13 protein-coding genes are annotated in these 15,621 nt (G+C 32.8%); all 13 read left to right on the forward strand.

The annotated features are described in order from the left end of the window. The first annotated feature begins 32 nt into the window (after positions 1-32). The 13 genes from V5E38_RS04800 to murG all read left to right on the forward strand — a co-directional run bounded on the left by V5E38_RS04800 (position 33) and on the right by murG (position 15,603). On the forward strand, positions 33-920 hold the full coding sequence (locus V5E38_RS04800) for a 2-dehydropantoate 2-reductase (protein WP_499212395.1): 888 nt from the start codon (positions 33-35) through the stop codon (positions 918-920). A gap of 6 nt (positions 921-926) precedes the next feature. Continuing rightward, positions 927-1,319 carry a DUF3397 family protein gene (locus V5E38_RS04805; protein WP_056471117.1) on the forward strand — a complete coding sequence of 131 codons (393 nt, stop codon included), beginning with the start codon at positions 927-929 and terminating at the stop codon, positions 1,317-1,319. A 26-nt stretch (positions 1,320-1,345) separates the two neighbouring features. Beyond that, the gene (bshC, locus tag V5E38_RS04810; protein ID WP_499212396.1) at positions 1,346-2,974 is read left to right on the forward strand and encodes a bacillithiol biosynthesis cysteine-adding enzyme BshC; all 1,629 of its coding nucleotides are present in this window, start codon (positions 1,346-1,348) and stop codon (positions 2,972-2,974) included. A gap of 192 nt (positions 2,975-3,166) precedes the next feature. After that, positions 3,167-3,598: a division/cell wall cluster transcriptional repressor MraZ gene (gene mraZ, locus V5E38_RS04815; protein WP_025672272.1), complete on the forward strand. Its 432-nt coding sequence runs from the start codon at positions 3,167-3,169 to the stop codon at positions 3,596-3,598. A 31-nt stretch (positions 3,599-3,629) separates the two neighbouring features. Then, a complete protein-coding gene (gene rsmH, locus V5E38_RS04820) occupies positions 3,630-4,562 on the forward strand; it encodes a 16S rRNA (cytosine(1402)-N(4))-methyltransferase (protein WP_499212397.1) in 933 nt (310 codons plus the stop codon). Positions 4,563-4,574: 12 nt separating this feature from the next. Continuing rightward, a complete protein-coding gene (gene ftsL / locus V5E38_RS04825; RefSeq protein ID WP_429892309.1) occupies positions 4,575-4,940 on the forward strand; it encodes a cell division protein FtsL in 366 nt (121 codons plus the stop codon). Between the two features lie 11 nt (positions 4,941-4,951). Next, positions 4,952-7,144, forward strand: coding sequence for a penicillin-binding protein (locus V5E38_RS04830; protein ID WP_499212398.1), 2,193 nt, complete (start codon positions 4,952-4,954; stop codon positions 7,142-7,144). Between the two features lie 132 nt (positions 7,145-7,276). Further along, positions 7,277-9,229, forward strand: coding sequence for a stage V sporulation protein D (locus tag V5E38_RS04835; protein WP_499212399.1), 1,953 nt, complete (start codon positions 7,277-7,279; stop codon positions 9,227-9,229). A 25-nt stretch (positions 9,230-9,254) separates the two neighbouring features. Continuing rightward, entirely contained in the window at positions 9,255-10,721 is a 1,467-nt protein-coding gene (locus tag V5E38_RS04840; protein ID WP_499212400.1) for a Mur ligase family protein, read from the forward strand. A gap of 100 nt (positions 10,722-10,821) precedes the next feature. Then, the gene (gene mraY, locus V5E38_RS04845; protein ID WP_097975606.1) at positions 10,822-11,796 is read left to right on the forward strand and encodes a phospho-N-acetylmuramoyl-pentapeptide-transferase; all 975 of its coding nucleotides are present in this window, start codon (positions 10,822-10,824) and stop codon (positions 11,794-11,796) included. Further along, positions 11,797-13,149: a Mur ligase family protein gene (gene murD / locus V5E38_RS04850; RefSeq protein WP_499212401.1), complete on the forward strand. Its 1,353-nt coding sequence runs from the start codon at positions 11,797-11,799 to the stop codon at positions 13,147-13,149. Between the two features lie 61 nt (positions 13,150-13,210). Beyond that, positions 13,211-14,284 (forward strand): stage V sporulation protein E, encoded by a 1,074-nt coding sequence (gene spoVE / locus V5E38_RS04855; RefSeq protein WP_056471191.1) that lies wholly within the window; start codon positions 13,211-13,213, stop codon positions 14,282-14,284. 227 nt (positions 14,285-14,511) lie between these two features. Next, complete coding sequence (murG, locus tag V5E38_RS04860) at positions 14,512-15,603, forward strand: UDP-N-acetylglucosamine--N-acetylmuramyl-(pentapeptide) pyrophosphoryl-undecaprenol N-acetylglucosamine transferase (protein ID WP_499212402.1); 1,092 nt, start codon at positions 14,512-14,514, stop codon at positions 15,601-15,603. Positions 15,604-15,621 lie beyond the last annotated feature (18 nt).

Consider the following 15,621-nt stretch of genomic DNA (forward strand, 5'->3'; position numbering starts at 1 on the left):
GTGGAAAAATAATTTTTCGATTGGAGAAATCAATGAAAATAGGCATAATTGGTGGTGGTGCCGTCGGTCTTCTTACAGCATCGTATTTGTATCAAAATAAACATAATGTTACATTGTTTACGAGAACAGAAGAACAGGCAAATCTTATAAATAACTTAGGTGTTATACTTTCAGTAGATGAAAAAACGAAACAAATGTGTATAACAGCAAAAAAATTATTACCTAAAATAAACACGTTCGATCTATTAATTGTTTGTGTTAAGCAATATCATTTAAATCAAATTGTTAACACGTTAAATCAATATGAGGGTGAGAATATATTATTTCTTCAAAATGGAATGTCTCATATTGATATCGTTAAAAATTTACCCATTCCAAATTGCTTTATAGGTATCGTTGAACACGGTGCATTAAAAACTTCTCCGAATGAAATCACACATACTGGTAAAGGTATAATTCGAATTGGACAAATAAAAGGGAAAATAGATCCATTAAATCGCTTATCAAGTTTACATACAGCTGAGTTTCCAATCAAAAGCCAAGATGATTGGGAGTATATACTTAAACAAAAGTGTTTAATAAATTGTGTTATTAATCCTTTAACGTCTATATTGAACGTTCGCAATGGTGAATTAATCACTAATGAGTATTTTAAACCAATTTGTAAATTATTATTTAAAGAGGTTGCAACGATCCTAGATTTAAATAACCAAAAAGAGTGGGATAAATTAGTAGAAATATGTGAGAAAACGAAAGAAAACTACTCATCAATGAATCGAGATTTATTTCACGGTAGACAAACAGAAATTGAAAGTATGCTAGGATTTGTTAAAAAATTGGCAATTAATAAAAAAATAAATGTACCGACAATTGAACTTGTGTACAATAGTATAAAAGGACTTGAGAAGAAAAAGGGGTAATTCTTTTTGGAAAAATTTTTCATTTTCTTTATTTCACTATTAATTGAATTTCCGATTTTTTCAACAATATTTATCTATATGTTTTTGAAATTATTTTTTAAAAATAACAAGCGTAAACTTTTGCTTTTTACGCTAGATTTATCTACAATTCTATATATTAGTTCATTTTATTTTGTTTTAAATATGATTTTTCCAACTGCAACAGGTTGGATATTAATTAATTTATTATTGGTTATCTTATTTATTAGTATTATTCTTCAATGGAAAGCAAAAAGAGATATTCGGTTTACTAAGCTACTAAAAGGTTTTTGGAGAATGTCATGTATTCTGTTTATTATTCTTCACTGTATTACCGTGTTGGCTGGTTTAGTTTTAAAAATAACTGAGTATAATGCTTAACTGAAGAGCGAGAGAGGAAGTTCGTAATGCAAATTAGTAAAGTCCATTTAGACGGGCAAAATAAATTGCTGAATGATTTTGTAAATGGAAATGAAGTAATTTCTTCTTTCTTTGGTGATAATCCATTAGTAAAGGAAGAAATGGAATATAGAATTAAAAATGTAATGGAGCGTTCTTATAATCGCACAGGATTAGTTAATGCACTAGAGAAGTTTCATCATAAACATCATGCAAGTAATGAATCATTAGAAAATGTGAAAAAATTACTTAATAAAGATTCATTTGTTGTAATTGGTGGACAACAAGCTGGCTTATTAACTGGCCCATTGTATTCTATACATAAAATTATTTCAATTATTCAATTGGCTAAGAAATATGAAAAGGATCATGGTCTAACAGTCGTACCAGTATTTTGGATTGCCGGTGAAGACCATGATATAGATGAAATTAACCATATTCATACAATTGAGAACAAAACAGTAAAAAAACAAACCTTTTATCAAAAAACGACTTATTCCCATGCTGCTTCTAAAACAGAATTAGATCAACAGGAAATGAAAAAGTGGATTGATAAAATTGTTAAAACTTTTGATGAAACGAATTATTCGAAAGATTTACTTGAAGAACTATATTCGATGATTGAACAATCTACTACTTACGTAGATTTTTTTGCGAAAATTATTTTTAAATTGTTCAAAAAAGAGGGACTTGTCTTAATTGATGCTGACGATCCGAATGTCCGTGAGTTGGAATCATCTTTATTTAATGAAATGATTCAAAAGCAAGAGAACGTAAGAGGGGTTTTAAAGGATACGAAAAGCAGATTAATAAAATCTGGGTACCACGAAACACTTCAAATTTCTGAACAGAGCATTCATCTTTTTTACCATAGTAATGAAGGTAGACAGTTACTTGAAGTGTCTGAAAATGAAGATGTTTTTCAAACAAAAAATAAGAATTATCAATTCTCTAAACTTGAGTTGATCAAAATCGCAAATGAACATCCAGCCTTATTAAGTAATAATGTGGTTACTAGACCGGTCATGCAGGAGTATTTATTTCCTACATTAGCATTTGTCGGTGGCCCTGGTGAGATTGCTTATTGGGCTGAGTTAAAGGATATTTTTAATCTATTTAACCTTCAAATGCCACCTGTGTTTTTAAGACATATGTTTACTATTTTTGAAAGAAATATCGTATCTGCTTTAGAAGATTTTTCATTAGATATTAATGATGTGCTGAAAACATCATTAGAAGAGAAGAAAGTCGAATGGATTAAAGATCAAGTGAAGCTAGACTATAAAGAAGTGTTTAGTCATGCTAAAAAGTCTTTAGAAGAATTGCATAAGCCTCTTCAAGATGTAACGAATAAAGTAACACCTAACTTAAAGGATTTTTCTATAAAGAATTATGTAAAAATAGAAGAACAAATTTTACTTTTAGAACGAAAAATAGAAGAAACAATTTTAAAGCAAAATGAAGAACAAATTGAAAAGTGGAATCGAATCATCTGTTCAATTTCTCCTAATGGGAAACCACAGGAGCGAACACTAAACATTCTCTACTATATTAATAAATATGGTTTTGATTTTGTTCATGAGCTTTGTGATTTAGAATTATCTTGGGATTACGCTCATCAAATTGTAAAAATTTAAGCATCAAAAATATTGCCTTTATTAATATGAATTAAGTTGAAACAATTCTTTGAAATAAGCTGAATTTTATAATAAAAATGAAATCCTGCTGCACTGTTAGCAGGATTTTTTGATTTTTTAAAGAATTTTTTAGAAAAGGTGGTAAGAAGTGGGGGAATGTGGTAAGTTTGTGTTAGAAAGTGGGGGAATAGGATGTTTATCGGTGAATATCAACATAATATCGATGTAAAAGGACGTCTTATTATACCTTCAAAATTTCGAGACAAGCTTGGTGAAAACTTCATTGTTACAAGAGGTTTGGATCAATGCTTATTTGGCTATTCATTGGCCGAATGGAGTGTAATTGAAGATAAACTGCGCACACTACCATTAACAAAAAAAGATGCGAGAGCATTTACTCGTTTTTTCTTCTCAGGAGCTATGGAATGTGAGATGGATAAGATGGGGAGAATTAATATAACACCTAACTTACGCAGTTATGCAAAATTAGAAAAAGAGTGTGTAGTAGTTGGTGTTACAAATCGTATTGAGATTTGGGATTTATCAACTTGGAATACATATATGAATGAATCAGAAGAGTCATTTGGTGAGTTGGCAGAAAACTTAATCGGATTTGACTTGTAAAAATTAACAAATTGAAAGTAGTGAAAGCATCATGTTTGAACATATTACGGTTTTATTAAAAGAAACTGTGGATTCTTTAGATATTAATGAAGATGGCATTTATGTAGATTGTACACTTGGCGGTGGAGGTCATAGTGAATACTTACTATCTCAACTTTCATCAAAGGGTAGATTAATCGCTTTTGACCAAGATGAAATAGCAATTAGACATGCAAAAGAGCGATTGAATAAATATGAAAACCAATTAACAATTGTAAAAAGTAATTTTAAACATATAAAAGAAGAACTTCATAATTTAGGCATTTATGAAGTTGATGGAATCTTATTTGACTTAGGTGTTTCTTCGCCACAATTAGACGTTGCTGAACGTGGATTTAGTTTTCATCAAGACGCACCACTTGATATGCGTATGAATCAAGAGCAAACATTATCAGCATATGAAGTTGTAAATGACTGGCCATATGAGCAGCTTGTGAAAATATTTTTCCGATATGGAGAAGAGAAATTCTCTAAACAAGTTGCAAGAAGAATTGAAGAATTAAGAGCTAAGAAACCGATTGAAACAACTTTTGAGTTAGTCGAAATCATTAAAGATGCAATTCCTGCACCTGCAAGAAGAACTGGTGGACATCCTGCTAAAAGAATTTTTCAAGCAATTCGTATAGCTGTAAATGATGAACTAGGAGTATTTGAAGAAGCGCTAAAGGATGCAATTACCCTAATAAAACCTAAAGGTAGAATAAGTGTAATAACGTTCCATTCATTAGAGGATCGCATTTGTAAAACGATTTTTAAAGAAGCTAGTTCACTTCCGCCGTTACCACCAGGTTTACCAATTATTCCAGATGAGTTTAAGCCGAAGTTGAAATTAGTGACAAGAAAGCCACTTTTACCAACAGATGAAGAAGTCGAATTTAATAAGAGAGCAAGATCTGCAAAGTTAAGGGTTGCAGAAAAATTATAAGGAGGGAAAATAATGAGTAATTTGGCTAGAAAGCTACAACAAAAACAAGTTACTGATTTACAACAAAGACCTTCTAACAAGAAAAAACAAAAGAAAGTATCAAAAATTACACCTTTTGAGAAAATACTTTATTTAGTATTTATTTTTGCATGCTTCTTTATGGGGACAAAAATCATTAAAACTCAAGCGGAAATATATGATACAAATTTAAAAATTCAAAATGTGAAAAATGAAATAGCGGATGGAAAACAGCGTAACTCTGAGCTTAAAATGAAGATTGACGAATTAAGCACATATGAGCGCATATGGCAAAAAGCAAAAGAGTTAGGTTTAAATATTGATAGTAACAATGTAAAGTTTACCGACACTAGCAAGTAGGAGATTGTGATATGAGTAAGAAAAAGAATAAATACACAAATTATGGTATTCGTTGGTTTTTTCTAGGTACTTTACTCCTTTTTATATCACTTGTAGCTAGACTTGGCTATATACAATTATCAGACACAGTTGAAGGTAAAAATTTAAAAGTTTATGCGGATGAAAATTACAATACATCTCAAAAAATTCCAGCAAAAAGAGGAACAATCTATGATTCACACGGAGTTCCACTTGCGGAAGAGGTTACAGCATATACCGTGTCGGCAGTTCTAGATCCAAGAGCCTCCAAAAACTCAAAAGTGAAAAGGCATGTAGTAGACAAAGAAAAAACAGCTAGAGAATTATCATCAATTTTAGATATCGATGAATCGGAACTTTTAGCGAAATTAGGTAAACCAAAATATCAAGTAGAATTAGGACCAGGTGGAAGAAATATTTCTCAAAGCACAAAAGAACAAATTGAGAAATTAAAGCTACCTGGTATTGTTTTTACTCCATCACAGCAGCGATATTATCCAAATGGTGTATTTGCTTCTCATACGTTAGGGTATACGAATGTAGATGATAATGGTGAACTAATAGGAGAAATGGGATTAGAAAAAGCATTGAATAATGATTTAACCGAAAAGGATGGAAAAAGAAGCTTTTTACGTGATCGAAAAGGAAATATACTTCCATATGAAAATGAGAAGGTTACTCCTCCACATAATGGTGATGATGTGTATTTAACAATAGATACAAAGATTCAAAGTTTACTAGAAGACGCAATGACCAGCGTTGAAAAAAAATATGAGCCAGAAAAGATTATGGCAATCGTTTCTGATCCAAAAACCGGTAAAATTGTTGCAATGAGTAATCGTCCTAGCTTCAATCCGAATATTCATGACATTACAAACTACACGAATGACCCGATTTCATATGCAATTGAAGCAGGTTCTACGATGAAAATATTCACTTTAGGGGCTGCAATGAATGAAGGCGTTTATAATGGGAATGAATATTTCCAATCAGGTCGATATAAAGTACCAGGTGGAGGCACTGTCCATGACGTAAATCGTAACGGGTGGGGTTCAATTACTTTTGACGAAGGGATTCAAAGGTCTTCAAACGTTGGTATTTCGATTCTTCTTAATGAAAAATTAGGGGCAGATCGCTTTTTACAATACTATAAAAACTTTGGGTTTACTCAAAAAACTAATATTAATCTTCCAGGTGAATCAAGTGGTAAATTAGTATTTAATTATCCACTTGAAAAAACAACAACTGCTTTTGGACAAGGATCCACAGTAACTGGAATTCAAATTATCCAAGCTGCAAGTGCTATTGCTAACAATGGGGAAATGATGAAACCATATATTGTAGATAAAATTGTCGATCATGATACGAATAAAGTCATTAAAGACTATAAATCTCAGGTTGTTGGTAATCCAATTTCAGAAGAAACAGCAAAAAGAGAGAGAGCGTTATTAGAAACGGTTATTACTGCGCCACATGGTACTGGGCATAACTATGCGATTGAAGGTTATACTGTCGCAGGTAAAACTGGTACTGCCCAAGTTGTTGACGATCACGGAAAATATCTTAAAGGACGTGGTCAAAACTTATTTTCATTTATCGGTATGGCACCAGCTGATAATCCAAAATTAGTCGTTTATGTAGCGATGCTTCGTCCAAAGCTTGAAGCGACTGAGATCGGTTCAGATGGTGTTTCTGAAATATTTAGAACTGTGACTAAAGGCGCATTAGAGTATATGAAGGTTGAGCCTGTTGAAAATGCTAAAGTAGAAAAATTAATCGATAAAGAAAGTATAGAAATTCCGAATTTGAAGGGACTAACTTTAGATGAAGCAAAATCTTTAGCTATATCTGAGGGATTAAAACCTGTATTATTAGGAAATGGGTTAGAAGTTACTGGTCAATCAATTAAGTCAAAAACTCAAGTTGTCAGAGGAACAAAAATTTATCTTAAGACAAATGGAACAAATACAATGCCATCGATTATTGGTTGGTCAAAATCGGATGTTAACCGTTTAGGTAAATTATTTAAGCTGAAAATCTCATCAAAAGGATCTGGATTTGTTACAAGCCAGAGTATTAAAGAAGATTCAGAGCTACGGGATCATGACTATTTAACGATTGAATTAAATAAACCTAATGGAACGACCAATGAAGAAAAAGATGTAAAAGTAGATGTACAAGAGTAAAATGGCTGAAATAAGTTTAATTAAATAAAAATGACAATAGACCATTCTAGGACAATAACAAGCTAGAAGGTCTATTGTATTTGGTACAAGCATATATTGAAACGAACATAATGTAGAGGAGTGTTCGTTTCGATGCGAGTATCTAATGTAACAGTTCGAAAACGATTATTTTTTGTATTCATTGGTGGTTTATTAATTTTTTCTATTATTGCAACGAGGCTTGGTTATGTACAATTTGCTATGGGTGATCTTTTAACTGAGCGAGCGAAAAATTCGTGGAGTCGAGACATTCCATTTGAACCAAAGCGTGGTGAAATTTTAGATCGTAATGGTGTTGCTCTTGCTACTAATAAAAGTGCTCCATCTGTATTAGTCGTTCCTAGGCAAATTAAAGATCCTAAGGTAGCGACTGAAAAACTTGCCCCAATTTTAAAAATCTCCGAAGTAAAACTTTATAAAATTTTAACGAAAAGATCTAGTATGGAACACATTCGAACAGAAGGTATAAAAATTACAAATGAGAAAGCTAAACAAATCCGAGATCTTAACATAGCTGGTGTATACATAGCAGAGGATTCTAAAAGGTATTATCCATTTGGTAACTATCTTTCTCATGTTTTAGGTTTTGCTGGAATCGATAATCAGGGCTTAAACGGATTAGAACTTTATTATGATAAGCAATTAAGCGGTGAAAAAGGTAGTGTACAATTTTATTCTGACGCTAAAGGTCAAAGAATGCCCAATATTGCAGACGACTATATTCCGCCAATTAATGGTTTAAACTTAAAATTAACTGTCGATTCGCGAATACAAACAATTCTTGAACGAGAAATGAATAATGCTACTGCTCAATATAATCCGGATTCAATGATTGGCATAGCGATGAATCCAAATACGGGAGAAATACTTGCAATGAGCAGTCGTCCAAGCTTCGATCCTACTAATTTTAAAAATGTTTCGCCTGAAGTATATAATCGAAATTTACCTGTTTGGTCAAATTATGAGCCAGGTTCAACATTTAAGATTATTACACTAGCAGCCGCATTAAATGAGGGGTTAGTAGATTTGAATAAAGAGCATTTTTATGATGATGGGGCTGCTGAAGTAGCTGGAGCTCGTTTGCGTTGTCATAAAAGAGGTGGACATGGCTCTCAGACTTTCTTAGAGGTAGTTCAAAATTCTTGTAACCCAGGATTTGTAGAATTAGGTAATCGACTAGGAGAAAATCGTTTATTTAACTATATTCGTAACTTTGGTTTCGGCAAAAAAACAGGAATTGATCTACAAGGTGAAGGATCAGGGATTTTATTCAGCATGGATAGAGTCGGTCCAGTTGAAGCAGCAACAACTGCTTTTGGTCAAGGTGTATCAGTTACACCAATTCAGCAAGTTGCAGCAGTATCAGCTGCTATTAATGGAGGAATTCTTTACCAACCTTATATAGCGAAAGAGTTTGTAGATCCGGTTACAAACGAAGTAGTAAGTCGAAAAACACCAATTGCAAAAAGACGAGTTATTTCTCCAGATACATCTAAAAAGGTACGATTAGCTCTAGAAAGTGTTGTTGCACAAGGTACTGGTAAAGGTGCATTTGTGGAAGGATATCGTGTTGGTGGTAAAACTGGTACAGCGCAAAAAGTAAAAGATGGACGATACGATGATAGTAGCTTTATCGTTTCGTTTGTAGGCTTTGCACCGGCTGACAATCCTCAAATAGTGGTTTATATTGCAGTAGATAATCCAAAAGGCACTGTTCAATTTGGGGGAGTTGTAGCTGCTCCAATAGTAGGGAATATTATTCGTGATAGTATGCAAGTTTTAGGCGTACCACCCAGAAAAAATCAAATCCCCAAAAAATTCGTATACGGTGATACACCAACATATGAAGTGCCAAATTTAATTGGTTTGGAGAAAAAAGATTTGCAACCTTTGCTAGATACTTTTACTATTGAATATAGTGGCAGTGGAAATATTGTCGTTGACCAAGCACCAAAAGCAGGTGTTAAACTAAAAGAAGGTTCTAAAATAAGAATTTATTTAGGTACGAAAGAAGAAACTAAATCTAAAACTAAAGATAAAAAATGATTTAGTGAATACGAAAGGAATTACTATGAAACTTCATACTTTACTATCAAGATTAAAGCCTTTAGTGAATCTTCCATCTGAAAATCCGGAAATCACTGGGGTTGAAATGGATTCAAGAAATGTAAAACCAGGTTATTTATTCATCTGTATTGAAGGATATACAGTTGATGGCCACAAGTACGTAAATCAAGCAATTGAAAACGGGGCAGTTGCGATCCTTGCACAAAAACCAATTGAATCGAATGTACTAGTAGCTTATGTGAAAGACACAAATCGTTCGATGGCTGTTGTTGGTAATGCCTTTTATGAAAACCCAACACAAAAACTAAATCTAGTTGGGATTACTGGTACGAATGGTAAGACCACTACTTCATATATTGTTGAAGAGATTGTTAAACACAATAAGAAAAAAACAGGTGTCATTGGCACAATTGGTATGAAAATAGGAGAAGAGATTTTTGAAACAAAAAATACAACTCCTGATAGTTTAACTTTACAATCAATGTTTGCAAAAATGGTTGACGCAAATGTGGATACGGCAGTTATGGAAGTATCTTCACATGCATTACATTTAGGGCGTGTTCATGGCTGTGAATATGATATTGCTGTTTTTACAAATCTATCACAAGATCACTTAGATTATCATGGAACGATGGAAGAATATAAAAAAGCTAAAGGTTTATTATTCTCTCAATTAGGTAATAGCTTCTCAACGCAAAAACCTAAATTTGCGATCCTAAATAATGATGATTCTGCTTCTGAAGAATATATGAAGTTTACACAAGCAAATCTAATAACATATGGTTTAAGTAAAGAAGCTGACTTGTTTGCTGATGAAATTGAATTAACGAATGCTGGTACTAGATTCACATTACATTTTTTAAATAAACAATATGTTGTAGAAATGAATCTTATTGGAACATTTAATGTATATAATGTATTAGCGGCAATTGGTGCAGGAATTGCATTAAATATAGAAATGGAGACAATCTTAGACGCGGTCGCGACGATTGAAGGAGTGCCAGGACGATTCCAAGCCGTTAATGCTGGGCAAGATTTTACAGTTATTGTAGACTATGCGCATACACCAGATAGTTTAGAAAATGTATTAAATACTGTTAAGCAATTTGCAAAAAATGATATTTTTACTGTTGTTGGTTGTGGTGGAGATCGTGACCGTACAAAACGACCACTAATGGGTAAGATTGCAGCGGATCTTTCAACAAAAGCGATTTTTACATCTGATAACCCAAGAACAGAAGACCCATCTTTAATTTTAGAAGACATGAAACGCGGATTAGAGCATAATAATATTACGGTAATAGAAGATCGTAAAAAAGCTATAACATTTGCGATTCAAAATGCAAAAAAACATGATATTATTGTTATTGCAGGTAAAGGTCATGAGACATATCAGATTGTAGGAACGAATGTTTCACATTTTGATGATGTTGAAGAAGCTAAAGAAGCTATTTTGCAAAGAAGAGGATAGTATCCTCTTCTTTGTAATGTGAAAAATTGATTTCATAATTCTTTATAAAAGAATTAAACTATTAACAACAAAGAAGAGAACTTAGAAAGGAGGGCGTATAATGCTAGAACCGTCAATTTTAGTTGCTATGATTACAGCATTTATCATTGCAGTCATTTTATCGCCTATTTTTATACCGTACTTAAGAAAACTTAAATTTGGACAGAGTATTCGAGACGAAGGTCCACAATCTCATAAAAAGAAATCAGGAACCCCAACTATGGGTGGGATTATCATATTAATTGCTTTAAGTTTATCTGCACTTTTAATTTCTATGTATTTTGATGTTTTATCAACACGTACATATGTATTATTATTTGTCACAATTTGTTTTGGAGTAATTGGATTTTTAGATGACTATATTAAGGTTGTTAAAAAAAGAAACCTAGGACTAACATCTAAACAAAAATTCATTTGCCAAGTTATTGTGTCAATCATTGTCTTTTTTGCAATCCGTGCTATGGGAATCTCTACATCTATTTCGATACCAGGGACACATTATTCATTTGATTTAGGCTTTATCTATGTATTATTAATTATCTTTATGCTAGTTGGTACTTCAAACGCTGTAAATTTAACAGATGGATTAGATGGACTTGTGTCAGGTACAGCAGCAATCGCATTTGGTGCATATGCAGTACTTGCTTATAACCAACACCAGCTTGATGTGGCAATATTTTCAATAGCAGTTGTAGGAGCTGTATTAGGTTTCTTAGTATTTAATGCACACCCTGCAAAGGTCTTTATGGGAGATACGGGCTCATTAGCATTAGGTGGGGCGCTTGCTGCAATTGCAATCGTTACACACTTAGAAATTTTACTTGTTATTATTGGTGGTATTTTTGTTATTGAAACGCTATCAGTAATGATTCAAGTTGCCTCTTTTAAAGCAACTGGTAAAAGGGTATTTAAAATGAGCCCTCTGCACCATCATTATGAATTATCTGGATGGTCAGAATGGCGTGTAGTAGTAACATTTTGGTTTGTAGGATTACTTTTTGCATTATTAGGAATTTATATTGAGGTGTGGATGTAATTGAATAACATATCGAATTTTCAAAATAAAAATGTATTAGTATTAGGAATGGCAAAGAGCGGTTATGCAGCTAGTAGATTATTAAAAAAATTAGGTGCGACTGTAACTGTTAATGATCGAACTCCTTTTGAACAAAATGAAATCGCACAAAAGCTAAAAAGTGAAGGTTTTAACGTAGTTTGTGGTGAGCATCCACTTTCATTAGTAGATGATCAACCATTTTGTATCGTCAAAAATCCAGGAATTCCATATACGAATCCATTATTAATAGAAGCTGTAAAGCGTAATATTCCGATTTATACGGAAATAGAGCTTGCATATTTAATAAGTGAAGCACCATTTATCGGTATTACAGGCTCTAATGGGAAAACGACAACGACAACTTTAGCATTAAATATGTTACAAGAAGGCAATAAAAAACCACTTGTTGCAGGAAACATTGGTACTGTTGCATGTGAAGTTGCTGAAAATGCAAATGAAGATAATATTATTGTAACTGAACTTTCTTCATTTCAATTGATGGGAATCGAAAGTTTCCGACCAAAAATTTCATTAATCACAAATATTTTCGAAGCTCATCTAGACTATCATGGTACAAAAGATGAGTATATTAAGGCAAAAGCCAATATATTTAAAAATCAAACAGAAAATGATTTTGCTGTCGTTAATTTTGATGATGAGAATGTAATGGCAATGGCTTCTCAAATTAGAGCGAAAATTATTCCATTCTCTTCAACTAAAATTATGCAAGATGGTGCATATGTTCAAAATGGCTTTATTTATTTTAAAGAGAAAAAAGTGATTGAAGTTGAAAAAATTGTCTTACCAGGTAAACATAATTTAGAAAATATATTAGCAGCAGTAGCAATTTCTAAACTTTTAGATGTTGAAAATGATGCAATTGAAAAGGTATTAACAACTTTCACTGGTGTTGAGCACCGACTTCAGTTTGTTACAGAAATAAATAAGAGAAAGTTTTATAATGATTCAAAGGCTACTAATATTTTAGCAACACAAAAAGCAATCTCTTCTTTTCAAAAACCAGTCATTTTAATAGCTGGTGGATTAGATCGAGGAAATGGGTTTGACGATTTAATTCCTTATTTTAAAAATGTAAAAAAAATGGTCACTTATGGTCAAACAGCAGAAAAATTAATTGAATCAGCAGAAAAAGCAGGAATGAAAGCAGTAAAATCGGTAGATAATGTTGAAGATGCTGTAAATGAAGCATTCGCTCATTCAGAAGTTGGAGATATTATTTTATTGTCACCTGCTTGTGCAAGCTGGGATCAATTTAAGACTTTTGAAGAACGTGGTAATAAATTTATACAAGCAGTGCATAAGTTAATGTAAGGCTTGTTTAATTCAAAAGTTGAGGTGTATTTAAGTGCCAACAAAGAAAAATAGTCCTGACATGATTCTGGTTCTCGTTACGCTATCATTATTAACAGTAGGTATGATTATGGTTTACAGTGCTAGTGCAATATGGGCATCATATAAGTTTCATGATTCGTTCTTTTTTGCTAAACGGCAATTATTATTTGCTGGGGTTGGAGTAGTTGGAATGTTTGTTGTTTCAAATATTGACTACTGGCTTTTCAAAACACATGCAAAAAAAATATTAATCGCTTGTTTTATCTTGTTGGTACTTGTACTTGTACCAGGAGTTGGTCTAGTACGAGGTGGTGCACGAAGTTGGATTGGAATCGGTGCATTCTCGATCCAGCCCTCTGAGTTTATGAAACTTGGAATGATGGTATTTCTATCAAAATACTTAGCAGATAACCAGAAAAATATTACGTCTTTTAAAAAGGGTCTTGTACCAACATTAGGTCTTGTGTTTTTAGCATTTGGATTAATTATGCTTCAACCAGATTTAGGAACAGGTACAGTAATGGTAGGTACTTGTGTAATTATCATATTCGTCGCAGGAGCAAGAATTTCTCATTTTATGGGATTGGGTATTGTTGGGGTTGCAGGATTTGTTGGCCTAATAGCTTCTGCTCCATATCGAATAAAAAGGATTACATCATTTCTAGATCCATGGTCTGATCCATTAGGAACTGGATTCCAAATTATTCAATCACTATATGCAATTGGGCCTGGTGGATTATTTGGTTTAGGATTGGGACAAAGTAGACAAAAGTTTATGTATTTGCCTGAACCACAAACTGATTTCATCTTTGCGATTCTATCAGAAGAATTAGGATTTATTGGCGGAACTTTTGTCATCTTATTATTCTCTTTATTACTTTGGAGAGGGATCCGAATTGCTTTAAGTGCGCCTGATTTATTCGGTACTTTTTTAGCAGTAGGAATTGTCTCAATGATTGCAATACAAGTAATGATTAATATTGGCGTTGTAATAGGCTTAATGCCTGTTACAGGGATTACATTACCATTTTTAAGCTATGGTGGTTCATCTCTAACATTAATGCTATTAGCCGTAGGTGTATTATTAAATATTAGTAGACATGCGCGTACATAAAAGGACCGACTCAAATTGAAACAAGTACAAGTGGTACTTGAATATTTCAAAAATGAGTCGGTCCTTTTTATGTAGTAAAGTAATATGTTCTTGCCTATTTACTTTCCTATTGGTAGGTTTTCTTTATTTTTATAGAAAAAACAATTAGAATGATAGTGATAAAATTGGTATAATAATTACTTAAACTGCTTAAAGTTATTTATGTATTGTAATTTAGGAGGATCTTTATGAAAATTTTAGTTAGTGGTGGGGGTACTGGTGGTCATATTTATCCAGCACTTGCGCTAATTAAAGAGTTAAAAAAACAAGATTCCAATGTAGAATGTTTATATGTTGGTACAGAAAATGGATTAGAAAAAGGGATTGTATCTAAAGCAAACATACCTTTTAAATCTATTGTTATTACAGGGTTCAAGAGAAGCGTATCATTAGAGAATTTTAAAACAGTCTATCGATTCTTAAAGGGTGTATCAGATAGTAAGAAAATAATTCGTGAATTTAAGCCGGATGTAGTCGTTGGAACCGGTGGATATGTTTGTGGTCCTGTTGTTTACGCAGCAGCAAAACTAGGGATTCCGACAGTTATACATGAACAAAATAGTATACCTGGACTAACAAATAAGTTCTTAAATCGTTATGTCACAAAAGTTGCAATTTGTTTTGAAGAGGTTGCTGACTATTTTAATAAGGAGAAAGTAGTGTTTACTGGAAACCCGAGGGCTTCTGAAGTACTTGGAGAATCAAATCCAGCAGTATTAGAATCATTAGGATTAAAATCAGGTAAACGCACAGTACTAATTGTTGGTGGTTCGAGGGGAGCAAGACCGATTCATCAAGCCTTTTTAAAAAGTGTCAATCAATTAGGTGATAAAGATTACCAAATGATTTATGTAACAGGCGAAGTACATTACGATTCTGTCATTGAGGAAATAAATAAAGTAGGTAACCCAGAAAATGTAGTGGTTAAGCCATTTTTACATAATATGCCTGAAATATTAAGAGAAGTGGATTTAGTCGTATCAAGAGCAGGGGCAACTACATTAGCAGAATTAACTGCATTAGGAAAACCTAGTATTCTAATACCAAGCCCATATGTAACGAATAATCATCAAGAAGTTAATGCTAGATCACTTGAGAAAAATGGTGCGGCAATTGTTATATTGGAAAAAAACTTTAATAGTGAATATTTAGTAACTGAAATTGAAAAAGTATTACTAAATCCTATTAAACTTGAAGAGATGAAAAATGCATCATTAAAAATGGGTGTACCAGATGCTGCAAAAAAACTAGTAAATGTATTAGAGAAAATAAGTAAATGAACTTGCACGAACAAGTTT

The sequence above is a fragment of the Rossellomorea sp. GAMAL-10_SWC genome (assembly GCF_049568075.1).
GTDB lineage: Bacteria > Bacillota > Bacilli > Bacillales > Bacillaceae_G > Gottfriedia.

Coding starts and splice junctions, on each gene's coding strand:
- murG (WP_499212402.1), top strand. CDS start 14,512: ATGAAAATTTTAGTTAGTGGTGGGGGTACTGGTGGTCATATTTATCCA.
- V5E38_RS04830 (WP_499212398.1), top strand. CDS start 4,952: ATGAGTAAGAAAAAGAATAAATACACAAATTATGGTATTCGTTGGTTT.
- V5E38_RS04835 (WP_499212399.1), top strand. CDS start 7,277: ATGCGAGTATCTAATGTAACAGTTCGAAAACGATTATTTTTTGTATTC.
- spoVE (WP_056471191.1), top strand. CDS start 13,211: ATGATTCTGGTTCTCGTTACGCTATCATTATTAACAGTAGGTATGATT.
- mraY (WP_097975606.1), top strand. CDS start 10,822: ATGCTAGAACCGTCAATTTTAGTTGCTATGATTACAGCATTTATCATT.
- V5E38_RS04840 (WP_499212400.1), top strand. CDS start 9,255: ATGAAACTTCATACTTTACTATCAAGATTAAAGCCTTTAGTGAATCTT.
- ftsL (WP_429892309.1), top strand. CDS start 4,575: ATGAGTAATTTGGCTAGAAAGCTACAACAAAAACAAGTTACTGATTTA.
- bshC (WP_499212396.1), top strand. CDS start 1,346: ATGCAAATTAGTAAAGTCCATTTAGACGGGCAAAATAAATTGCTGAAT.
- mraZ (WP_025672272.1), top strand. CDS start 3,167: ATGTTTATCGGTGAATATCAACATAATATCGATGTAAAAGGACGTCTT.
- rsmH (WP_499212397.1), top strand. CDS start 3,630: ATGTTTGAACATATTACGGTTTTATTAAAAGAAACTGTGGATTCTTTA.
- V5E38_RS04800 (WP_499212395.1), top strand. CDS start 33: ATGAAAATAGGCATAATTGGTGGTGGTGCCGTCGGTCTTCTTACAGCA.